Below are 20,265 nucleotides of genomic sequence, written 5' to 3' on the forward strand. Positions count from 1 at the left end.
CGGTGTCCGCGAGAAGACCCGGCAACGGCCGAGGAGTGAACGTCGGTGGGGAGCCGCGGCTTCGGGGCGACTGCGTCACCACGCTCCGGCCCGCCGCGCGGAGCCCTCCGGTCATGGCTTCGGGACGGGCCGGATGCGGTCTCGGTCCTATCCGGTACTACGTCTTCTGTCGACCGAAGTCAGTCGACGGAGTCCATGAAGTCCAGCATCCGGTGGTTGACCTCGTCCGCGTGGTCGATCTGCGGTCCGTGCCCCGTGCCGGAGATGATCTCTGCCCGGGTTCCCGGTATCAGGCGGGGTACGCGCTCCATTTGCCGCCGCGGGTGCACGAGCAGGCTGCGCTTGCCGAGCGCGAGGTAGAGCGGGGTGCGGATGGTGGACAGTTCGTCGTCGGTCAGGGGGACAGGGGCCGGACGGCGTATGCGGTAGGCGCGGACGGCTGTTCTGATCATGGTGCGCAGCTCCGGCACGACGAGGACCGGCTGCTCCAGCCAGGCCGCCAGTCGTGGACGGAGGGCCTTGGGAGCGGAGGTCGCGAACAGGCTGAGGAAAATCCAGCCGAAGAATCGCAGGCCCACCTTCTCCAAGCCGCCGGGGTCGAGCAGCGTGACCGAGGCGAGGCGGCTGGGTGCGCGGTGCGCTTGGTTCAGTGCGAGCCAGCCTCCGTACGAGATGCCGACGAGGTGGACGCGGTCAAGACCGAGCCCGGCGAGCGTCTCGTCCAGCCACTGCGCGGCCCGTTCGGGCTGGTGGATGGGTTCGCGCTGGACGCTGCGTCCGGGGTCTCCGGGGGTGTCGACGGCGTAGACGGGGCGGTCGGCGCTGAGCGCGGGGGTGTTCGGGTACCACATGGCGGAGCAGGAGCCCGCCCCGTGCACCAGGACGACGGGGGTGCGGGACCGGGCGGCGGGGTCTGCGGGGCCGTAACGGTAGACGTGCGTGGTGCCGAAGGAGGTCTCCACGTCCTCTTCCGCGAGCGCCGGTGCCCCCAGGGCGTAGACGGCCTCGCAGGCCGCGAAGTAGCGGTCACGCCAGGCCTCGCTCACGTAGCGGCCGACGTCGGCCTGAGGACGGGCAGCGGTTTCGGGCACAGGCACCTCCGGGTCCGGATTTTTTACGGTACGAACGTACCACGAAAATGGTACAGCTGTACCATCAACGGGTCCCGGCAGGGGCGTACCAGCGGAACGACGAGCGGAGAACAGGCCGATGCCCAAGCGCGTGGATCATGCGGAGCGCCGTACGGAGATCGCCGAGGCGCTCGTCCGGGTCGCCGGGAGGCACGGGCTGCATACCGTGGGAATGCGCGATGTGGCGGCCGAGGCAGGTGTGTCACTGCGGCTGGTGCAGTACTACTTCGAGACGAAGGAGAAGCTGCTGCTCTTCGGGCTCCAGCATCTGACGGAGAGGTTCGGGGAGCGGGTCGCCGCCCGGCTCAAGGCCACCGGGGACACCCCCGGACCTCGCGCCACGATCGAGGCGCTGCTGATGGTGGCCCTGCCCACGGACGAGGAGAGCCGCACGTTCCACTCCGTGTTGACCTCGTACGCCATGCTGGCCGTCAACGACCCCGCACTCGCCGCCCAGCCCTTCATCAAGGACCCCGACGCCGCCGAGGACACCGTGACCGCACTCCTCCGTCAGGCACGGGAGGCCGGACTCCTCCGGCCCGGCGTGGACCCACGACTGGAGGCGGCGGGACTGCTCGCCATGTCCGCGGGACTCGGCACCGGCATCCTCGTCGGGCAGCGCAGCCCCGAGTCGGCCACCGCGGTCTTGGAACACCATCTGGACCGCGTCTTCCAGGGCGGTGAGCCGAGGCGGTGAGCACGGGCGCCGACGACCTCCTTCAACGCACGGCGAGAGGCGGCGCCCAGCGGCGTCAGGGCGGGGCGAAAGACCCCGCCAGGGCGGGATCTGGGCGAATGCCGGGCGGAAGCCGAGCGGGCGCGGGCTCTTCGTTGACCGGGGTGTTCGGGGCCGCACAGACTGGCGGTCGGCCGTAACGCCGGATACGTCCGGTTACCGGGCAACTCGCGCTGACTGGGGGACAGGTGAACAGTGCGGCACACCACATCGGACCGGACACGGCGCCGGACCGCTACCGGTTGCTCAGCTCCATCGGGCGCGGGGGCGAAGCCGTGCTGTACCGGGCGGAGTTCGAGCTGGACGGGGCGCCGGAGACGGTGGTCGTCAAGGTGCTCGACTCCAAGGCCGCGCTCAGTCCTGGGCAGTTCGCCCGGCTGAGCACGAAGTGGAACGAGCAGGCCGAGCTGCTGCGGTTCGCGAACCGGCCGGGTGTCGTCGGGGTGCGGGAGCACTTCGAGGGCGCGCCGATCCATGGGCCCGGTGGTGCCTCCACCGTGTCGGGCCGGGCGCTCGCGCTGGTGATGAACCATGTCGAGGGCGTCGATCTGCGCGACTGGCGGTTCGAGCGGACCCTCACGACGCCCGCCGAGCGGCGCGAGGTGATGGCGACGCTCGCCCAGCTCGCGGACGTACTGGACTGGCTGCACTCCGGCCGGGCCACGACCTCCGGCCGCGTGGTCGTCCACGGCGATCTGTCGCCCGGCAATGTCATGGTGGACGGCCATGGTCAGGCCACCCTCGTCGACTTCGGCCTGAGCAAGCTGACGGCGGACCACGAGACGGCGGAGGTCTGGTTCACGCCCGGGTACGCCGCCCCCGAGGTGTTCGACGGCAGGCGTACCCCCGCGACGGACCGGTACGCGTTCGGGGCGATCGCGTACTTCCTGCTGAGCGGCCAGGCGCCGCCGAACACGCCGGAGCAACTGCGCCACGCGATACGGGCGCTGCCGCAGCTCTCGTCGCTCCCTCCGGAGCGCAAGGAACGCGTGCTCGCCGTCTGCGCGACGGCTCCGGAGCAGCGGCCGGAGAGTCTGGCGGGATGGCTGAAGGACGTACGGGACGCGGTGGTATCCACGTCCTCCGCCTCCGCCACACCCTCCGCCACACCCTCCGCTCCGACCGTGACCTCCGCTCCCCCGGTCCCGCCCCTGCCGGCGCCACCGCCACCGCCACCACTCACACCGCCCGCCAAGCCCGCGCCGGCCCCCGCCCCCGCGCCTCCCCCGGTCCACTCCGTGCAGGACGCCGTACCGCCCCGCCGGGTCTCCCCCGAGCTCCGGCCGGGCCCGCTCGTCATCACCCCCGCCCCGCCCAGAAAGCGCCGCCCGGCCGTCGCCGTGCTCGCGGTGGCACTGGCGGGCGCGCTCGCCGTGATCGGCGTCCAGTCGATGTCGGCCGGGAGCGACGACAAGAACAACGGGGCGCCCTCGGTCACCGAGACCGTCACGGCGACGGAGACGGAGACCGCCGGCCCCGCGGCCCCGGACCCGTCCGCGAGCGGCAGCCCCGGCGAGTCGGCCGACCCCGGGAGCGTGGCCGGCGCCGACGCCGTGTCGCTCACCGGCTTCGAACAGATCGACGGCGACGACACGTTCTCGGTCAAAGAGGCGGTGATCAACAGCCAGGGCCACAGCGACGCCTTTGTCTCGGAGGCCGACTGCGGTGGGTACATGGAGTTCAATCTCGGCCGCGCCTGGTCGACCCTCGATCTGGTCACGGGCATCGACGACAACAGCGTCGAGTACACCGCCCGGCTCCGTATCACGCTCGACGGGACGTCCCTGTTCGACGAGAAGATCGAGCTGGGCAAGCCGCGGAAGCCGTCCCTCACCGTCAAGAACGGGCTGCGGCTGGTGATCTCGTACACCGCGACGGACACGGAAGCGTGTAACGCGGGCACGGTCGCGCTGGGCACTCCCACCCTGCGGAAGTGACCAGGGAGCTGAGAAAGCGACCGGGCCCGGCCCTCTTCAGAAGTCCCGCCCGCCCTACTCCCCGTACGGCCACACCAGCAGCACCGGGCACTCCGCGTGGTCGACCACGAACCGGGTCGCCCGGCCCAGGCTGTGCGGCCCCGGGTGGTCGCGCTCCCCGTCGCGCGCGCAGATCAGCAGCGCCGCGCCGGCCGCCGCGCGTACCACCTCGTGCTCCACGCGCCCATGGTGGTCGAGCAGTTCGCAGGGCCGGCCGAGCCGGTGCGCGGCGGCCTCCAGCAGGTCGGCCGCGGCCGTACCCGCGAGGGCTTCGAGCCGGGCGCCCGGGTCGCGGTCCGGACGGTGGCCGCGGCCGAGCAGCCCCGTATAGGCCTGGTGCGCGGCGGCGGCGATCTCGTCGTCGCTGACATGGAGCAGCACCACAGCGTCGTGCGGGGCGCGTTCGCGCGCCGCGTCGACACAGGCGGGCCAGGTGGATTCGGTGATCCAGACGAGAACGGTCCTCGCGGGGCCGGTCCTCTCGGGGCCGGTCCTCGGTGGACCGGTCGGGGGTACGGTCACAGCGGTCAGCCTCCGATCAATCGCAGTGTGCCCCACAGCGCCACGGTCGAGGCGACGAGAGTGGCGGGGACGGTCAGCAGACCGAGCCGGGTGAAGTGGCCCAGCGCGGGCGCCGTGTCGTGCTCGTGCAGGATGCGCCGCCACAGCAGGGTGGCGAGCGAACCGACATACGTGAGATTCGGCCCGAGGTTGACGCCGATCAGCGCGGCGAGCACCGGACCGGGACCCGCGGGCGCGACGACCGGCAGCAGCGCCAGGATCGCCGGCAGGTTGTTGATCAGATTGGACAGTACGGCGGCGATCGCCGCGATCGCCAGCAGCGAGGGGAGCGAAGAGCCGTCCGGCAGCAGCCGGCTGATCCCCGTGTCCAGGCCGTTGTCGACGACCGCCTTGACGACCACGCCGAGCGCGAGGACGAAGAGACAGAACAGCGGGGAGGCGGCCCTGACCAGCCTCGTGAGGGTCGTCCGCTTCTGCCGCAGGGCGCGGGCCGCGAGGACGGCCGCGCCGGCGACGGCCGCCCACAGCGGTTCGATCCCGGCGAACGAGGTGACCACGAACCCGGCCAGGGTCAGCCCCAGCACCACCAGCGTGAACACCGGCACCTCACGCCGCTCCTCCGTCCTCGGCGGGTGCGCCCCGGCGGCCAGATCGGCGGCGAAGAAGCGGCGGAAGACGGCGTACTCGACGGCGATCGCGGCCAGCCACGGCAGCGTCATCAGCGCGGCGAACCGGGTGAAGGAGAGCCCGCTCGCCGTGAACGCCAGCAGATTGGTCAGGTTGGAGACCGGCAGGAGCAGGGACGCGGAGTTCGCCAGATGCGTACAGGCGTAGACATGCGGCCGGGGCCGGGCACCGACCCGGGCGGCGGTCGCGAAGACGACCGGAGTGAGCAGCACCACCGTGGCGTCCAGGCTCAGTACGGCGGTGATGACGGCGGCGACGGCGAACACCCCGCCGAGCAGCCGCTGCGGCCGGCCGCCGCAGAACCGCGCCACCAGATCGCCCGCCGCCGTGAACAGCCCTTCCTCGTCGCAGAGCTGAGCCAGCACCAGCACCGCCGCGAGGAAGACGACGACGGGCAGCAGCGTGTACGTCTGCGTCCGGGCTTCCTCGGGCGAGACCACGCCGAGGGCGATGACCAGCAGCGCCGCGGGCACGGCCGCGACCGCCTCGGGCAGTCCGCGCGGCCGTACGACGGCGAACGCCAGCACGGCGAGCAGCAGCCCGACGGAGACGACCTCAGCGACGACGGAGTTCACGGGTGTTCACGTTCACGGGCATTCACTGGGAAGAGCCGGGCCTCTGCTTCGGGTGCTTCGGGGCTTCGGGTGCTTCGGGTGCTTCGGGTGCTTTCGGCGTTTCGGTGTTTCGGGAACGAGGCCGCGACGAACGCGCGGGGGCGGCGCACCCGTCAGGTGCGCCGCCCCCAGTGGCGTGGATTCGAGCCTACGAACCGGCGTCAGCCGGGGCGAGCCGCTCAAGGATCAGCTCACGCACCCGCGCCGCGTCCGCCTGGCCGCGCGTGGCCTTCATGACCGCGCCGACCAGCGCGCCCGCCGCGGCGACCTTGCCAGCGCGGATCTTGTCGGCGATGGCCGCGTTGCCCGCGATGGCCTCGTCCACGGCCGCGCCGAGCGCGCCCTCGTCGGAGACGACCTTGAGTCCGCGCTTCTCCACGACGGTGTCCGGGTCGCCCTCGCCGGCGAGCACGCCCTCCAGCACCTGACGGGCCAGCTTGTCGTTGAGATCGCCGGAGGTGACGAGCTCCGCGACCCGCGCGACCTGCTGCGGGGTGATGGGCAGTTCGTCCAGCGCGCGGCCCGACTCGTTGGCGTGCCGGGCCAGCTCGCCCATCCACCACTTACGGGCCTGGTCGGCCGGGGCGCCCGCGTCGATCGTGGCGACGATCGGCTCGATCGCGCCCGCGTTGAGGATCGACTGCATGTCGTGCTCGGAGACGCCCCACTCCTCGCGGAGCCGGTTGCGCCGGACCCGCGGCAGCTCGGGCAGCCCCTGCCTGAGCTCCTCCACCCAGTCACGGGGCGGGGCGATGGGCACGAGGTCGGGCTCCGGGAAGTACCGGTAGTCCTCGGCCTCCTCCTTCACCCGTCCCGAGGTGGTGGAGCCGTCCTCCTCGTGGAAGTGGCGGGTCTCCTGGATGATCGTGCCGCCGGAGTTCAGCACCGCGGCGTGGCGCTGGATCTCGTAGCGGGCCGCGCGCTCCACGCTGCGCAGCGAGTTGACGTTCTTCGTCTCGGAGCGCGTACCGAACTTCTCCCGCCCGTGCGGGCGCAGCGAGAGGTTCACATCGCACCGCATCTGGCCCATCTCCATCCGGGCCTCGGAGACGTCGAGCGCCTTGATCAGCTCGCGCAGCTCGGCGACATACGCCTTGGCGACCTCGGGGGCCCGCTCGCCCGCGCCCTCGATGGGCTTGGTGACGATCTCGATGAGCGGGATGCCCGCGCGGTTGTAGTCGAGCAGGGAGTGGGACGCGCCGTGGATCCGGCCGGTGGCGCCGCCGACGTGCAGCGACTTGCCGGTGTCCTCCTCCATGTGGGCGCGCTCGATCTGGACGCGGAAGATCTCGCCGTCCTCCAGCTGGACGTCCAGATAGCCGTTGAAGGCGATCGGCTCGTCGTACTGGGAGGTCTGGAAGTTCTTCGGCATGTCCGGATAGAAGTAGTTCTTCCGGGCGAAGCGGCACCACTCGGCGATCTCGCAGTTGAGCGCGAGGCCGATCTTCACGGCCGACTCGACGCCGATCGCGTTGACGACCGGGAGCGAGCCCGGCATGCCCAGACAGGTGGGGCAGGTCTGCGAGTTGGGCTCGGCGCCCAGCTCGGTCGAGCAGCCGCAGAACATCTTGGTCCTGGTGCCGAGCTCGACATGGACCTCCAGGCCCATGACGGGGTCGTACGTCGCGAGGGCGTCCTCGTACGGCACGAGTTCAGTGACAGTCACGGTGAAACTTTCCCTCTCAGCCCAGCAGGACGTCGTCGTCGCCCAGGCGCTTCAGCTCCCGCAGGAGCAGAGCGACGCCCGTGACGATGGCGGCGGCGGAGACGACCGCGTCGACCAGCCGGAGCGTGTCATGGTCCTTGCGGGCCGTCCTGGCCTGCTTGACGACGCTGATCGCGCCGAACGCGGTGGTCCCGATCGACAGGTACGTGCCGGTCTTGGACTTCTTGAAGCCCTTGGCCTTGCTCATTGCACTGGTCATAGTGACGGAGCCTCCTCAAGCAGCGGGTGGCCCCACTTTTCCACGAAGGCCGCCTCGACGGCGGCACCGACCTTGTAGAGCCGGTCGTCCTTCATGGCGGGGGCGATGATCTGCAGTCCGACCGGGAGGCCGTCCTCCGGCGCGAGGCCGCAGGGCAGCGACATGGCGGCGTTACCGGCCAGGTTGGTCGGGATGGTGCACAGATCCGCGAGATACATCGCCATCGGGTCGTCGGCGCGCTCGCCGATCGGGAAGGCGGTGGTCGGGGTCGTCGGCGAGACGATCACATCGACCTGCTCGAACGCCTTCTCGAAGTCCCGGGTGATGAGCGTGCGGACCTTCTGCGCCGAGCCGTAGTACGCGTCGTAGTAGCCGGAGCTGAGCGCGTACGTACCGAGCATGATGCGGCGCTTGACCTCGTCGCCGAAGCCGGCCTCGCGGGTCAGGGCCGTGACGTCCTCGGCGGACCTCGTACCGTCGTCGCCGATCCGCAGGCCGTAGCGCATGGCGTCGAAGCGGGCGAGGTTCGAGGAGCACTCGGACGGCGCGATCAGGTAGTACGCGGCGAGGCCGAGGTCGAAGGACGGGCAGTCCAGCTCGACGATCTCGGCGCCGAGCCCCTTGAGGAGCTCCACGGACTCGTCGAAGCGCTGGACGACACCGGCCTGGTAGCCCTCGCCGCGGAACTGCTTGACGACGCCGACGCGCATCCCGGCGACCGAGCCGTTGCGGGCCGCCTCGACGACCGGCGGGACCGGGGCGTCGATGGAGGTCGAGTCGAGCGGGTCGTGGCCGGCGATCGCCTCGTGCAGCAGGGCAGCGTCCAGGACCGTACGGGCGCAGGGACCGCCCTGGTCGAGGGAGGACGAGAAGGCGACCATGCCGTAGCGGGAGACCCCGCCGTACGTCGGCTTGACGCCGACCGTGCCGGTCAGGGCGGCGGGCTGGCGGATGGAGCCGCCGGTGTCCGTGCCGATGGCCAGCGGCGCCTGGTACGAGGCGAGCGAGGCGGACGAGCCGCCGCCGGAGCCGCCGGGCACCCGGGTCAGGTCCCAGGGATTGCCGGTGGGGCCGTACGCGCTGTTCTCCGTGGAGGACCCCATGGCGAACTCGTCCATGTTGGTCTTGCCCAGGATGATGACGTCGGCCGCCTTGAGCTTCTTCGTGAGCGTCGCGTCGTAGGGCGGGATCCAGCCTTCGAGGATCTTGGAACCGACGGTGGTCGGCACGCCCTCGGTGGTGAAGATGTCCTTGAGCGCGAGCGGGACACCGGCCAGCGGTCCGAGCTTCTCGCCCGCCGCCCGCTTGGCGTCCACGGCGCGGGCCTGGGCCAGCGCGCCCTCGCGGTCGACATGGAGGAAGGCGTGGACCTTCTCGTCGACGGCCTCGATCCTGGCGAGATGGGCCTCGGTGACCTCGACGGCCGTGAGCTCGCCGGAGGCGATCTTCTCGGCGATCTCGGCGGCGGTGAGCTTGACGCAGTTCTCGATCTTGCTGTTGACCGTCATGGCTGTTAGTCCTCCCCCAGGATCTGCGGCACCTTGAAACGCTGCTGCTCCTGGGCAGGGGCGCCGGAGAGCGCCTGCTCGGGGGTGAGCGACGGACGGACCTCGTCCGCGCGCATGACATTGGTCAGCGGCAGCGGGTGGGAGGTCGGCGGTACGTCTTGGTCGGCTACCTCGGATACGCGGGCGACCGCGCCGATGATGTCGTCGAGCTGTCCGGCGAAGTGATCAAGCTCTTCGGCCTTCAGCTCCAGACGCGCCAGCCGGGCGAGGTGGGCGACCTCCTCGCGCGTAATGCCAGGCATGCAGCGATCCTCAGGGGTGAGTGTGATTGGTTTTGGCCCAATCCTATGGGGCCGGGACCCCTGGCCACGAAACGGTTTGCCCTCGCCCCGTCCGGGAAGCCCCGGGAACCTCGTCCCGGAGGCCCCGGAACCCCGTCCCGGGTGCCGCCGCACACCCTCACCGCGGCCTGTTCTCGTCAGCGGACGGCCGGCCCGGCAGGCGTCACCCGACAGGCCGCGCGCGCCCGGCGGCCGTCACTGGACCACCTGGCCCGACTGCTCCCTCGCGCGCTCGACGGCGAGCTCGCGGGCGCGAGCGGCCTCCAGCTCCGCCGGGCGCTGCCAGCCGCGCTCGCCCCTGGCCAGCAGCCAGGCCGTCGCCTCGTGCGGCGGCATCGCGGCGGCCACCAGCCAGCCCTGTACCGCGTCGCAGCCCAGATCCCGCAGCCGTTCCCAGGTCTCGTCGTCCTCGACGCCCTCCGCGACGACCAGCAGACCCAGTGAGTGCGCCAGATCGACCGTGCAGCGCACAATCTCCGCGTCCTCGGTGTCGACGGCGAGTCTGGCCACGAAGGAGCGGTCGATCTTCAGCTCGCTGACCGGCAGCCGCCGCAGATGCACCAGGGAGGAGTACCCCGTACCGAAATCGTCGAGGGACATCTTCACGCCGTGCCCGGTCAGGCCCGCGAGGGTGTCGGCCGCGCGCTGGGGGTCCTCCAGCAGGACGTGTTCCGTTATCTCCAGCTGGAGGGAGCCCGCCGGTACGCCGTGCCGGGCCAGCCTCGCCGCCACCGCGCCCGCGAAACCGGGGGTGTGCACATCCCGCGGGGAGACATTGACCGCCACCGGCACCATCAGGCCCTGGGACCGCCAGCGGGCGACCTGAGCGAGAGCCATCTCCAGTACGTACTCGGTGAGATGAGGCATCAGACCGGAGGACTCGGCGATCGCGATGAAGTCGTCGGGAGGGACCCGGCCGCGCTCCGGGTGCACCCAGCGCACCAGCGCCTCCAGCCCGGCGACCTGGCCGTCGAAGCGGACCTTGGGCTGGTAGTGCAGCTCCACCTCGCCCGCGTCCAGCGCGCGGCGCAGATCGCCCAGCAGCCCGAGGCGGTCCGGGGTGTTGGAGTCCCGCTTGGACTCGTAGACCTCGACGCCCGTACGGTCCCGCTTCGCCTGGTACATCGCGACGTCCGCGCGCCGCAGCAGCCCTTCCGCGTCCACCGCGTGCTCGGGATAGACGGCGACTCCGGCGCTCGCCTCCAGGACGAGCGTCAGCCCGTCGAGGTCCAGCGGCGAGGAGAGCTCGGCCACCAGATGGCGGGCGACGCGCTGCGCGCTGGTCGTGGAGTCGCAGGTCGGCAGCAGCACCGCGAACTCGTCGCCGCCGAGCCGCGCGGCCTCGGCGCCGCGTGGCAGGGCCAGCCGGAGCCGGTCGGCTATCTGCAACAGCAGCCGGTCTCCCGCGAGGTGACCGAGCGTGTCATTGACCGAGCGGAACCGGTCGAGGTCGATCAGGACCAGTCCGGCCCTGGCGCCCAGCCCCTCCGCCTCCTCCAGCGCGGACCAGGTGCGCTCCAGCAGCCACTGCCGGTTGGGCAGTTTGGTGAGCGGGTCGCGCAGCTGCTCCTCGGCGCGCGCCCTGGCGATCCAGAGCGTGGAGTCGAGGGCGATCAGCGGGATCGAGAAGAGCGGCAGCAGAACGGGCAGGGAGACCGCGACCACACAGATCAGCGGCGCGATACCGAGCAGGGCGACCGCGACCAGACCCTGCCGGTACAGGGCCGTTCGGGCGACGGTCGGCAGCCCGCCGCCCTGCGGGGAGAGCGCGTACCAGAGCAGCAGCCGGGTGACCACGAGATGGGCGGCGGCGGCCAGCGCGATTTCCACGACGCTGACGAACCCCCAGTCGAGCGGCTGCCAGGGGTGTTCGACGGTGGGGACCACACCGAACAGGGCGAGCACGAGCGCGGCGGCGCCTATGCCGAGCATGTCCGCCGCGCCGTGCAGGACGCCCAGCCGCCAGCGGTGTCTGCGGGCGACCCCGACCAGCACCACAACGGCGAGGGAGACCAGTCCGGCCGCCACCCAGCCGTAGAGCAGCAGGACGGCCAGGGTGAGGGCGGCGCCGGAGCCCGTGCCTCCCCACCAGCGGTCCCGGCCGAGCGCGACCAGATGGCCCACGATGATGCCGGTCAGCACGGCCAGGGCCCATCCCGATGTGCCACCGGGGAAGAGCGCGTGGCCGTCGCGCACCGTATGGAAGAGTCCCGTCGCCAGGACGACGACGGCGAATCCCACCACAAGAGCGGGCGTCCTGGCCGCAAGGCCCGCAATTCGCGCGAATCCGCGCGGGGGTGAGACCGGGGCGGCGCTCTCGGTCGGTTTCATTCCCGTCCCTCTCACAGCCGGCGAAGCCGATGCCACACGATGTCACGTTGTCATGCACACACGGCCGGAATCACACCACTCAGCCGTTGACGACAGGCGCACCTCTCCAACAGTAGGCCGCGAAACGCTCCGACGGGCAGCGCTCTACAGCTGTTGCCCGAATGCGACCTGCCCATCCGTATCCATCTGGTATGCGCCGAACGGGTGAGCTTTGCGGCCCGAATTCGACGGTGTGGGACTCCGCTTTCCGGGGGATTGTCGCGCTACTCCTCGGGGGTGGCCGACGCCTCTTCCGGCCTGACCGCGGCCTCCCTGGCCGCGTCCGGACCCTGTTCGAGCAGGATGGTGAACCCCTGTTCGTCCAGGACCGGAACCTTCAGCTGCATCGCTTTGTCGTACTTCGAACCGGGGTTCTCCCCGACCACCACGAAGCCGGTCTTCTTCGAGACGGCCCCGGTCACCTTCGCGCCACGGGTTTGAAGCGCCTCTTTCGCGCCATCCCGCGTGTACCGCTCCAGCGTGCCCGTGACGACGACCGTCAGGCCCTCCAACGGCCGTGGTGCCTCGTCCTCGCCGGTGCCCTCTTCCTCCATACGTACCCCGGCGGCCCGCCACTTGCGCAGGATCTCGCGGTGCCAGTCGACCTCGAACCATTCCTTGACGGAGGTGGCGATGATCGCCCCGACGCCGTCGACATCGGCCAGCTCCTTCTCCGTGGCCTGCTCGATCCGGTCGATCGAACGGAACTCCCTGGCCAGCGCCTCGGCGGCGACCGGCCCGACATGGCGGATGGAGAGCCCGGCGATGATCCGGGCCAGCGGGCGTTCCCTGGCCGCCGAGATGTTCTGAAGCATCGCCAGGGCGTTCTTCTTCGGCTCGCCCTCCTGATTGGCGAAGACCGTGACGACCTTTTCCTCCCCGGTCTTCGGGTCGCGCTTGGGCAACCCACTGTCCTGGTCGAGGACATACGCCATGATGGGCAGCAACTGCTCGACCGTCAGATCGAAAAGATCGCCCTCGTCCACCAGCGGCGGTGTCTCCGGCTTCAGTGGTCTGGTCAGGGCGGCGGCGGCCACATAGCCGAAGTTCTCGATGTCCAGGCACTTGCGGCCTGCGAGATAGAACAGCCGCTCGCGCAACTGGGCCGGGCAGGTGCGGGCGTTGGGGCAGCGGAGGTCGATGTCACCCTCCTTCATGGCCCGCAGTTCCGTACCGCACTCGGGGCACACCGCCGGCATCTCGAACTCGTACGCGTCCTCGGGCCGCAGATCGATGACCGGGCCGAGGATCTCCGGAATGACATCGCCGGCCTTGCGGATCACGACCGTGTCACCGATCCAGACGCCCTTGGCCTTCACCACGTCCTGGTTGTGGAGCGTGGCGAACTCGACCTCGGAACCGGCGACCGTGACCGGCTCGACCTGCGCGTACGGCGTGACGCGCCCGGTGCGGCCGACGCCCACCCGGATGTTCACCAGCTTGGTGTTGACCTCCTCGGGCGCGTACTTCCAGGCGATCGCCCAGCGCGGGGCGCGCGAGGTGGAGCCCAGCCGGCCCTGGAGCGGGATCTCGTCGAGCTTGACGACCACACCGTCGATCTCGTGCTCCACGGAGTGGCGGTGCTCGCCGAAGTACGCGATGAACTCCCGTACCTCCCCGATGGATCCGACCACCTTGTTGTGCCGGGCGGTCGGCAGCCCCCACTCGCGCAGCAGCTCGTACGCGTGCGAGAGGCAGTCGATGTCGAAGCCCTCGCGGGCCCCGATGCCGTGCACCACCATGTGCAGCGGGCGGGTCGCGGTGATCTTGGGGTCCTTCTGGCGCAGTGAACCCGCCGCCGCGTTGCGCGGGTTGGCGAACGGCTTGTCACCGGCGGCCACCAGACGCGCGTTCAGCTCCTGGAATGCCTCCATCGGGAAGTAGACCTCCCCGCGGATCTCCACCAGCTCCGGGACGCGCTCGCCCGCCAGCCGGTGCGGGATCTCGGCGATCGTACGGACGTTGGGCGTGATGTCCTCGCCCGTACGGCCGTCGCCACGGGTGGCGGCGCGGGTCAGCCTGCCGTGCTCATAGGTGAGATTGACCGCGAGTCCGTCGACCTTCAGCTCGCACAGGAAGTGGAAGTCGGGCGTGCCCACGTCCTTGGCGACCCGGTCGGCCCAGGCGGCCAGCTCGGCGTCGTCGAACGCGTTGTCCAGGGAGAGCATCCGCTCGCGGTGCTGGACCGCGGTGAAGTCCGTCTCGTACGCCCCCGCGACCTTCTGGGTCGGCGAGTCGGGCGTGCGCAGCTCCGGATGCTCCTCCTCCAGCGCCTCCAGCGACCGCAGCAGTGTGTCGAACTCGCCGTCGCTGATGACCGGCTGGTCCTTCACGTAGTACCGGAAGCGGTGCTCCTCGATCTGCTCGGCGAGTTGGGCATGCCGTTCCCGTGCCTCGGCGGGCACCGCCGTCCGCTGTTCGCCAGCCACCGTTTCGTCCTCCCGTTCACCATGACCCGTCATCCCGGATCGTCACTCAGGGTTGTCCACGAGGGATCTCGCGGCCCTGACGCAGTGCGCCATCGCGGCGCGCGCGTACGCGGGAGATGCCCCCGCGAGCCCGCACGACGGGGTGAGCACCACGGACTCCGCGAGAGTCCCCGGATTCAGCCCCAGCCTGCGCCACAGCGTTCTGACACCCATGACGCTACCGGCAGGGTCTGACAATGGGCCGTCGGTGCCCGGCACGATTCCGGCGAAGAGTTTCGTTCCGCCCTCGACCGCCTCACCGATGATGTCCTCGTCACGCTCGGTGAGCAGACCGAAATCGAACGAGACCGCCGCCGCGCCCGCCCGCCTCAGCAGAGCGAACGGGACGTCGGGCGCGCAGGAGTGGATGACCGCCGTCCCCTCGCTCAGCGCGGTCACCTCGCGCAGCGCGCTCTCCACGACCTGGCGGTCCACCGCCCGGTGGGTGCGGTAGCCGCTGGCCGACCTGACATGTCCGCGCAGTACGGCGGTGAGGGACGGCTCGTCGATCTGGAGCACCGGTACGGCGCCGGGCACCCGGCGCCGTACCTCCGCGAGATGCGCGGTCAGCCCCTCCACCAGCGAGCCGGTCAGATCCCGGCAGGCTCCGGGGTCGCTGAGCGCCGACTCGCCGTTGCGCAGCTCCAGCGAGGCGGCCAGCGTCCACGGCCCGACGGCCTGGACCTTGACCGGGCCCTCGTACCCCCGGGTGAACTCCTCCAGCGCGTCGAGGTCCTCGCCCATCCAGGACCAGGCCCGCTTGGTGTCGCGGCCCGGCCGGTCGCCGATCCGCCAGCCGCTGGGCTCCACGCGCGCGTAGACCTCGACGAGGAGCCCCGCCGTCCGGCCGATCATGTCGGCGCCGGGGCCGCGGGCGGGCAGCTCGGGCAGATGCGGGAAGTCCTCGAAGCTGCCGCTGACGGCCTTGGCGGTCTCCCGCGCGTCGCCGCCGGGCATCGAACCGATCCCCGTGGCGGCGCCCCAGACGCGCGTGGCCGGCTCGGTCGGCGATGCGGTGACCGGCTCGTTCCGTGAGCCGTTCCGCGACTCGTCCATCGGCGCGCTCACCGGCCCGGCCGTACGGTCACGTCATCGATCCGCGCGTCGCGCGGCAGGTCGAGCGCCGTGAGGATCGTCGTCGCCACGGACCCGGGGTCGATCCAGCGGGTGGCGTCGTACTCCTTGCCCTCCTGCTGGTGGACCTTGGCCTGCATGGGGCTCGCCGTACGGCCTGGGTAGACGGAGGTCACCCGCAGACCGCTCGCCCGCTCCTCCTCGCGCAGCGCGTCGGCGAGCGCCTTGAGGCCGTGCTTGGACGCGGCGTACGCGCCCCACTCGGCGTGGGCGCTGAGCCCGGCGCCCGAGTTGACGAAGATCACCTGGCCGTGGGAGACCCGGAGTTGGGGCAGCAGGAGCCGGGTCAGCTCGGCGGGCGCGATCAGGTTCACATTCAGCTGGTGGTGCCAGGTCTTCGGGGTCAGATCCCCGACCGGCCCCAGGTCGACGACGCCCGCGATGTGCAGCAGCGAGTCGAGCCGGTCCGGAAGCGACTGCTGGGCCAGCGCCCAGGAGAGCCGGTCCGGGCTGGCGAGGTCGCCGACGAGGGTACGGGCGCCGGGGAAGGCGGAGCCGAGCTCCTTGGCGCGGCCGGCGTCACGGGCGAACAGGATCAGGTCGTCGCCGCGCTCGTGCAGCCGGCGCGCGACAGCGGCGCCGATGCCGGAGCCCGCACCGGTGATCAGATGGGTAGCCATGCGGTCATGGTCGCATCACCGCGCCCCGATCACTGAACGCCGGCGGACTCCTCCAGATACGCGAGGGCGCTCACCCCGTCCTCGGCGAAGAACACCAGGTCGGTGAGGGGCAGCGGCAGGAAGCCGTCCTCGTCCATCCGCCGGAACTGCTGCTTGAGCCCGTCGTAGAAACCGGCCGTGTTGAGCAGCACCACGGGCTTGGTGTGCAGGGCGTGCTTCTTGAGCTCCAGGATTTCGGTGGCCTCGTCCAGCGTCCCCGTACCACCGACCATGATCACGACCGCGTCGGACTTGGCGAGCAGCAGGGCCTTGCGTTCGGCGAGGTCCTTGGCGATCACCATCTCGTCGGCGTTCGGGCGGGTCACATCGCTGAGGAAGTCCACGGAGACACCGACCAGCCGCCCGCCCGTCTCCTGCACTCCGTCGGCGACGACCTTCATCAGCCCGCTGTCGGAACCGCCCCATACGAGGGTGTGGCCGCCCTTGCCGATCAGCTCGGCGAATTCACGGGCGGGACGGGTGTAGCGCTCGGGGAGATCGGCGGCGGAGAGGAAGACACAGATATTCATGAGGAGAACGGTACGGGCGGGAAGAGGACGCCGTGGTTCGTTGCTGAACGTACAGAGGGACCGAGCGGGGCAATGAACCCCGCTCCTGGAGCGCACCTGCGAAGGGGCAGACCACCATGAGCACGGGACACCGCATCACGATCGAGCAGGGCACCGAGCATGTACGTGTCGTACGTGACGGGCAGACCATCGCGGAGAGCCACAGCCCGCTGCTGCTGCGCGAGACGGGCTGTCCGGTCCGCTACTACCTCCCGCCCGAGGACGTACGTACCGAACTGCTGACGCCCTCCGACACCTCCACCCACTGCCCGTTCAAGGGCGACGCCTCGTACTGGTCGCTGGCGGGCGCGCCGGATCTCGTCTGGGCGTACCCCACGCCGAAGGCCGAAGTCGCTCAGGTCAAGGACCACTTCTGCTTCTACGACACGGAGGTCGTCGCGGCCTGAGAAAAAACTTCTCGCGCAAGCGATGAGTTGGGCCGGGCACGCCGGTCTGAGTCGTTATGAACAATGTGCGCACGGTGACATCGGGGGACGGCACCCCGATCGCGTACCGGCGGTCGGGGGACGGACCGCCGGTGATTCTGGTGGGGGGAGCGCTCAACACCGCCGAATCCGAAGCCCCGCTGGCGAAGCTGCTCGCGCCGCGCTTCGACGTGATCACCTACGACCGGCGCGGGCGCGGCGCGAGCGGCGAGAGCGGTCCGTACGCGGTGGAGCGGGAGACCGAGGATCTGGCCGCGCTCCTCGACGCGGCCGGCGGGAGCGCGTCCGTATACGGCGTCTCCTCGGGCGCGGCCCTGGTCCTGGAGGCGACGGCCGCGGGCCTGCCGATCGCCCAATTCGCCCTGTACGAGCCTCCGTACGCCACCGATCCGGCCGCTCTGCCGGGCAACGCGGCCTACCGCGAGCGGCTCACGGACCTGCTGGCGCGGGGGCGGCGGGGCGAGGCGGTGGAGCTGTTCCTCTCGCTGGTGGGAATGGTGCCCGAGATGATCGCCCGCATGCGCCGGTCCCCGATGTGGCCGGATCTGGCCGCTCTGGCGCACACCTTGGCGTACGACAACGCCGTACTGGGGCCGGGACTGATCCCGGCCGACCGGCTGGCGACGATCAGGACCCGCGCGATGGTGGTGGACGGCGGCGCCAGCCCGCCGCCCCTGCGCGCCGCCGCCCGCGCGGTGGCCAGGGCCCTTCCCCGGGGCCGGCACCGCACGCTGACGGGCCAGACACATGAGGTGGCACCCCATGTGCTGGCACCGGTCCTGGAGGAGTTCTTCGCCGCGTAAGGCTCGTCGCGCGTACGTGTAAGGGCGCGTACGTGTAGGGCTTTTCACCGGTACGCGCGTTTTCTGGCTGATGCGTCACTTGAGTGGCGTACGCGACGGGTGGGGCTTGACGTGAGCATGACCGCTCGATAGGAGTGGTGCGTTCAACTCGCGTAGACCCCCATGAATCCGCTCAGGCGGAGACCGCGAAACGGGCCAGGAGGAAGCATGTACCGACGATCGACGCCGGGGAACAGGCCAGGGCAGAGGAGACTGTCGAAGAGAACGGCGCTGTCCGCGCTCGGTGGCCTCATCACCACGGTGCTCCTCGCCACGGCCCAGTCCGCGGGCGCCGCGCCCGCGCCCGTCCCCCCGTCGGACCGGGACGGCATGAGCCGGGCCTTCACCCGGGCCGCGGCCGAATTCGAGGTCCCCCGGGACCTGTTGGTGGCCGTCGGGTACGGCGAGACCCACCTCGACGGGCACCAGGGCGAACCCAGCCAGGCCAACGGCTACGGGGTGATGCACCTGGTGAGCAACCCCAAGAGCCACACCCTGGAGAAGGCCGCCGAGCTGACCGGCGAGCGGAGCTCCGAGCTGCGCGAGGACACGGCGGCGAACATCCGTGGCGGCGCGGCCGTGCTCCGCGCCTACGCGGACGGGCTCGGCCTGGACAGCGGGGAGCGCCGCAGCATCGACGAGTGGTATCCGGTGGTCGCCCGGTACGGCGGGGCGGCCGACATCCGCACCGCGCGGCTCTACGCCGACACCGTCTACACGCTCCTCGCACAGGGCATCGACGCGGACGTCCCGGGTGGCGAGAGCGTCACCGTACGGCCCCGCGCCGTCGAGCCCGAGCGCGGCGCGTACGCGGCCACGGGCTCGGACCAGCGGAGTGCCGCCCTCTCCCCCGACTACCCGGACGCGGCGTGGGTCCCGGCCAACTCGGCCAACTACGCGGCCGGCCGGTCCGCGTCGATCAGCAGCGTGGTCGTACATGTCACGCAGGGCTCGTACGCCGGGACCATCAGCTGGTTCCAGAACCCGTCCTCGCAGGTCAGCTCTCACTACGTGGTCCGCTCCTCGGACGGCGCGATCACCCAGATGGTCCGCGACAGCGACACCGCGTACCACGCGCGCTCGGCCAACTCCTCCAGTCTGGGGATCGAGCACGAAGGCTTTATCAACGACCCGAGCTGGTTCACCGACTCGATGTACCGGTCGTCGGCCGCCCTCACCCGGTACCTGTGCGACCGGTACGGCATACCCAAGGACCGCGCGCACATCGTCGGCCACGCGGAGGTGCCGGGCAATGACCACACCGATCCGGGACCGAACTGGAACTGGAACTACTACATGCAGTTGGTCGGAGGCAGCGGCGGAGGCGGCGGCAGCGTCCAGTTGAGCTTCCCCTCGTACAACACCCTGCGCAGCGGTTCCACCGGGGCCCAGGTGACGGCCGCTCAGACCCTGCTGAACCAGCAGGGGCACAACGTCGGCACCGCGGACGGTGTGTTCGGCACGCGGACCACGAGCGCGGTCACGTCCTTCCAGACCGCCCGCGGGCTGCCCGCCGACGGCGTTGTCGGCGCCCGCACATGGACGGCCCTGCTCGCCGCGGGGACCACCTCCGAGGTGCGGGAGGGGAGTACGGGCGCCGTAGTGGAGCGTCTCCAGCGCGCGTTGACGGCGGCCCTCGGCCGGACCGTGTCCATCGACGGCCAGTTCGGGCCGAACACGGCGCAGGCCGTCCGCGACTACCAGAGCGGCCGTGGCCTGACCGTGGACGGCATAGCCGGTCCCGCGACGTGGTCGGCCCTGCAGGCGGGCCGGTAGGCGGTTCGGTAGACGGACCTGTAGGCGGGCCCTCCCCCGAATCCGATCGGGCCGGCCGCCCTCCGTCGACACGCGCGCCCCGTCGCAGACCGCCTTGCCCTCCACGGCGACCACCGATTCGACGCCTTCCCCGCCGAGTGCGCGGAACGTCGCACGGCCGTCGGCGACGCCGGTCAGTTCCGCCGTCGCGTAAGCGATCCGGAGCCCGCCCGCCGCCAGTCCGAGCGGCAGCATCGCCGCCGTACGCCCCGGCAGGTGCAGCTTCTCGCCGCCGAAGAGGGGTTTGCCGTGCTCGGTGACCGTGAAGTCCTGGTCGTAGCCGGAGGAGACGTTGAAGGCGTGCAGCAGCCGTCCGCGCGCGTCGTCCGCCGTCGTCAGCAGGAAGACACCCGGGTCGGTCGCGCTGTGCCGGAGGGCGGGGGCGGCGTCCAGCGCGGCGAAGGCGCGGCCCCAGAAGGTCAGATCGCACTGGTAGTCGGTGGTGATCACCACGGCCCGGCCCCGGCCGACGGGGATGTCGAAGCCGCAGCCCTTGCCCGTGGAGAGCTCGCGCAGCACCGTC

17 protein-coding genes are annotated in these 20,265 nt (G+C 71.0%); 5 read left to right on the forward strand and 12 right to left on the reverse strand.

The window, feature by feature from the left end:
- Positions 1-179: 179 nt before the first annotated feature.
- On the reverse strand, positions 180-1,091 hold the full coding sequence (locus tag IF11_RS0113695) for an alpha/beta fold hydrolase (protein ID WP_030351828.1): 912 nt from the start codon (positions 1,089-1,091) through the stop codon (positions 180-182).
- Between the two features lie 118 nt (positions 1,092-1,209).
- Between IF11_RS0113695 and IF11_RS0113700 the strand changes: the two genes are divergently transcribed.
- Positions 1,210-1,827: a TetR/AcrR family transcriptional regulator gene (locus IF11_RS0113700; protein ID WP_030351829.1), complete on the forward strand. Its 618-nt coding sequence runs from the start codon at positions 1,210-1,212 to the stop codon at positions 1,825-1,827.
- 227 nt (positions 1,828-2,054) lie between these two features.
- Entirely contained in the window at positions 2,055-3,803 is a 1,749-nt protein-coding gene (locus IF11_RS41585; protein WP_030351830.1) for a serine/threonine protein kinase, read from the forward strand.
- 54 nt (positions 3,804-3,857) lie between these two features.
- On the opposite strand, the gene IF11_RS0113710 is transcribed toward IF11_RS41585, so the two are convergent.
- From IF11_RS0113710 to IF11_RS0113760, 11 genes are all read right to left on the reverse strand, one after another.
- Positions 3,858-4,289 (reverse strand): universal stress protein, encoded by a 432-nt coding sequence (locus tag IF11_RS0113710; RefSeq protein WP_030351831.1) that lies wholly within the window; start codon positions 4,287-4,289, stop codon positions 3,858-3,860.
- A gap of 80 nt (positions 4,290-4,369) precedes the next feature.
- Positions 4,370-5,626, reverse strand: coding sequence for an SLC13 family permease (locus tag IF11_RS0113715; RefSeq protein ID WP_037727687.1), 1,257 nt, complete (start codon positions 5,624-5,626; stop codon positions 4,370-4,372).
- A 187-nt stretch (positions 5,627-5,813) separates the two neighbouring features.
- On the reverse strand, positions 5,814-7,331 hold the full coding sequence (gatB, locus tag IF11_RS0113720) for an Asp-tRNA(Asn)/Glu-tRNA(Gln) amidotransferase subunit GatB (protein WP_030351833.1): 1,518 nt from the start codon (positions 7,329-7,331) through the stop codon (positions 5,814-5,816).
- A gap of 16 nt (positions 7,332-7,347) precedes the next feature.
- A complete protein-coding gene (locus IF11_RS0113725; protein ID WP_030351834.1) occupies positions 7,348-7,590 on the reverse strand; it encodes a hypothetical protein in 243 nt (80 codons plus the stop codon).
- The gene (gatA, locus tag IF11_RS0113730) at positions 7,587-9,098 is read right to left on the reverse strand and encodes an Asp-tRNA(Asn)/Glu-tRNA(Gln) amidotransferase subunit GatA (RefSeq protein ID WP_030351835.1); all 1,512 of its coding nucleotides are present in this window, start codon (positions 9,096-9,098) and stop codon (positions 7,587-7,589) included. Before gatA ends, IF11_RS0113725 begins: the two co-directional genes overlap by 4 nt.
- Positions 9,099-9,103: 5 nt before the next feature.
- On the reverse strand, positions 9,104-9,400 hold the full coding sequence (gatC, locus tag IF11_RS0113735; protein WP_010984178.1) for an Asp-tRNA(Asn)/Glu-tRNA(Gln) amidotransferase subunit GatC: 297 nt from the start codon (positions 9,398-9,400) through the stop codon (positions 9,104-9,106).
- A 234-nt stretch (positions 9,401-9,634) separates the two neighbouring features.
- Positions 9,635-11,770, reverse strand: a complete 2,136-nt coding sequence (locus IF11_RS0113740) for a putative bifunctional diguanylate cyclase/phosphodiesterase (RefSeq protein ID WP_030351836.1) — start codon at positions 11,768-11,770, stop codon at positions 9,635-9,637.
- Between the two features lie 263 nt (positions 11,771-12,033).
- Entirely contained in the window at positions 12,034-14,271 is a 2,238-nt protein-coding gene (ligA, locus tag IF11_RS0113745; RefSeq protein WP_420894603.1) for an NAD-dependent DNA ligase LigA, read from the reverse strand.
- 9 nt (positions 14,272-14,280) lie between these two features.
- Positions 14,281-15,345, reverse strand: a complete 1,065-nt coding sequence (locus IF11_RS0113750; RefSeq protein ID WP_276311301.1) for a methionine synthase — start codon at positions 15,343-15,345, stop codon at positions 14,281-14,283.
- Positions 15,342-16,031 carry an SDR family oxidoreductase gene (locus IF11_RS0113755; protein ID WP_030351839.1) on the reverse strand — a complete coding sequence of 230 codons (690 nt, stop codon included), beginning with the start codon at positions 16,029-16,031 and terminating at the stop codon, positions 15,342-15,344. Before IF11_RS0113755 ends, IF11_RS0113750 begins: the two co-directional genes overlap by 4 nt.
- 29 nt (positions 16,032-16,060) lie before the next feature.
- Complete coding sequence (locus IF11_RS0113760; protein WP_030351840.1) at positions 16,061-16,600, reverse strand: LOG family protein; 540 nt, start codon at positions 16,598-16,600, stop codon at positions 16,061-16,063.
- 116 nt (positions 16,601-16,716) lie between these two features.
- Between IF11_RS0113760 and IF11_RS0113765 the strand changes: the two genes are divergently transcribed.
- The 3 genes from IF11_RS0113765 to IF11_RS41295 all read left to right on the forward strand — a co-directional run bounded on the left by IF11_RS0113765 (position 16,717) and on the right by IF11_RS41295 (position 19,703).
- Positions 16,717-17,046 (forward strand): DUF427 domain-containing protein, encoded by a 330-nt coding sequence (locus tag IF11_RS0113765; protein WP_030351841.1) that lies wholly within the window; start codon positions 16,717-16,719, stop codon positions 17,044-17,046.
- A gap of 65 nt (positions 17,047-17,111) precedes the next feature.
- Positions 17,112-17,888 (forward strand): alpha/beta fold hydrolase, encoded by a 777-nt coding sequence (locus IF11_RS0113770; protein WP_106979175.1) that lies wholly within the window; start codon positions 17,112-17,114, stop codon positions 17,886-17,888.
- Between the two features lie 207 nt (positions 17,889-18,095).
- Entirely contained in the window at positions 18,096-19,703 is a 1,608-nt protein-coding gene (locus tag IF11_RS41295) for a peptidoglycan recognition protein family protein (RefSeq protein ID WP_116641108.1), read from the forward strand.
- The last annotated feature ends 562 nt before the right edge of the window (positions 19,704-20,265 follow it).

Origin of the sequence: Streptomyces scopuliridis RB72 (assembly GCF_000718095.1) — a bacterium.
GTDB lineage: Bacteria > Actinomycetota > Actinomycetes > Streptomycetales > Streptomycetaceae > Streptomyces > Streptomyces scopuliridis.

Coding starts and splice junctions, on each gene's coding strand:
- IF11_RS0113700 (WP_030351829.1), top strand. CDS start 1,210: ATGCCCAAGCGCGTGGATCATGCGGAGCGCCGTACGGAGATCGCCGAG.
- IF11_RS0113725 (WP_030351834.1), bottom strand. CDS start 7,590: ATGACCAGTGCAATGAGCAAGGCCAAGGGCTTCAAGAAGTCCAAGACC.
- gatA (WP_030351835.1), bottom strand. CDS start 9,098: ATGACGGTCAACAGCAAGATCGAGAACTGCGTCAAGCTCACCGCCGCC.
- gatC (WP_010984178.1), bottom strand. CDS start 9,400: ATGCCTGGCATTACGCGCGAGGAGGTCGCCCACCTCGCCCGGCTGGCG.
- IF11_RS0113740 (WP_030351836.1), bottom strand. CDS start 11,770: ATGAAACCGACCGAGAGCGCCGCCCCGGTCTCACCCCCGCGCGGATTC.
- ligA (WP_420894603.1), bottom strand. CDS start 14,271: ATGACGGGTCATGGTGAACGGGAGGACGAAACGGTGGCTGGCGAACAG.
- IF11_RS0113755 (WP_030351839.1), bottom strand. CDS start 16,031: ATGGCTACCCATCTGATCACCGGTGCGGGCTCCGGCATCGGCGCCGCT.
- IF11_RS0113760 (WP_030351840.1), bottom strand. CDS start 16,600: ATGAATATCTGTGTCTTCCTCTCCGCCGCCGATCTCCCCGAGCGCTAC.
- IF11_RS0113765 (WP_030351841.1), top strand. CDS start 16,717: ATGAGCACGGGACACCGCATCACGATCGAGCAGGGCACCGAGCATGTA.
- IF11_RS41295 (WP_116641108.1), top strand. CDS start 18,096: ATGTACCGACGATCGACGCCGGGGAACAGGCCAGGGCAGAGGAGACTG.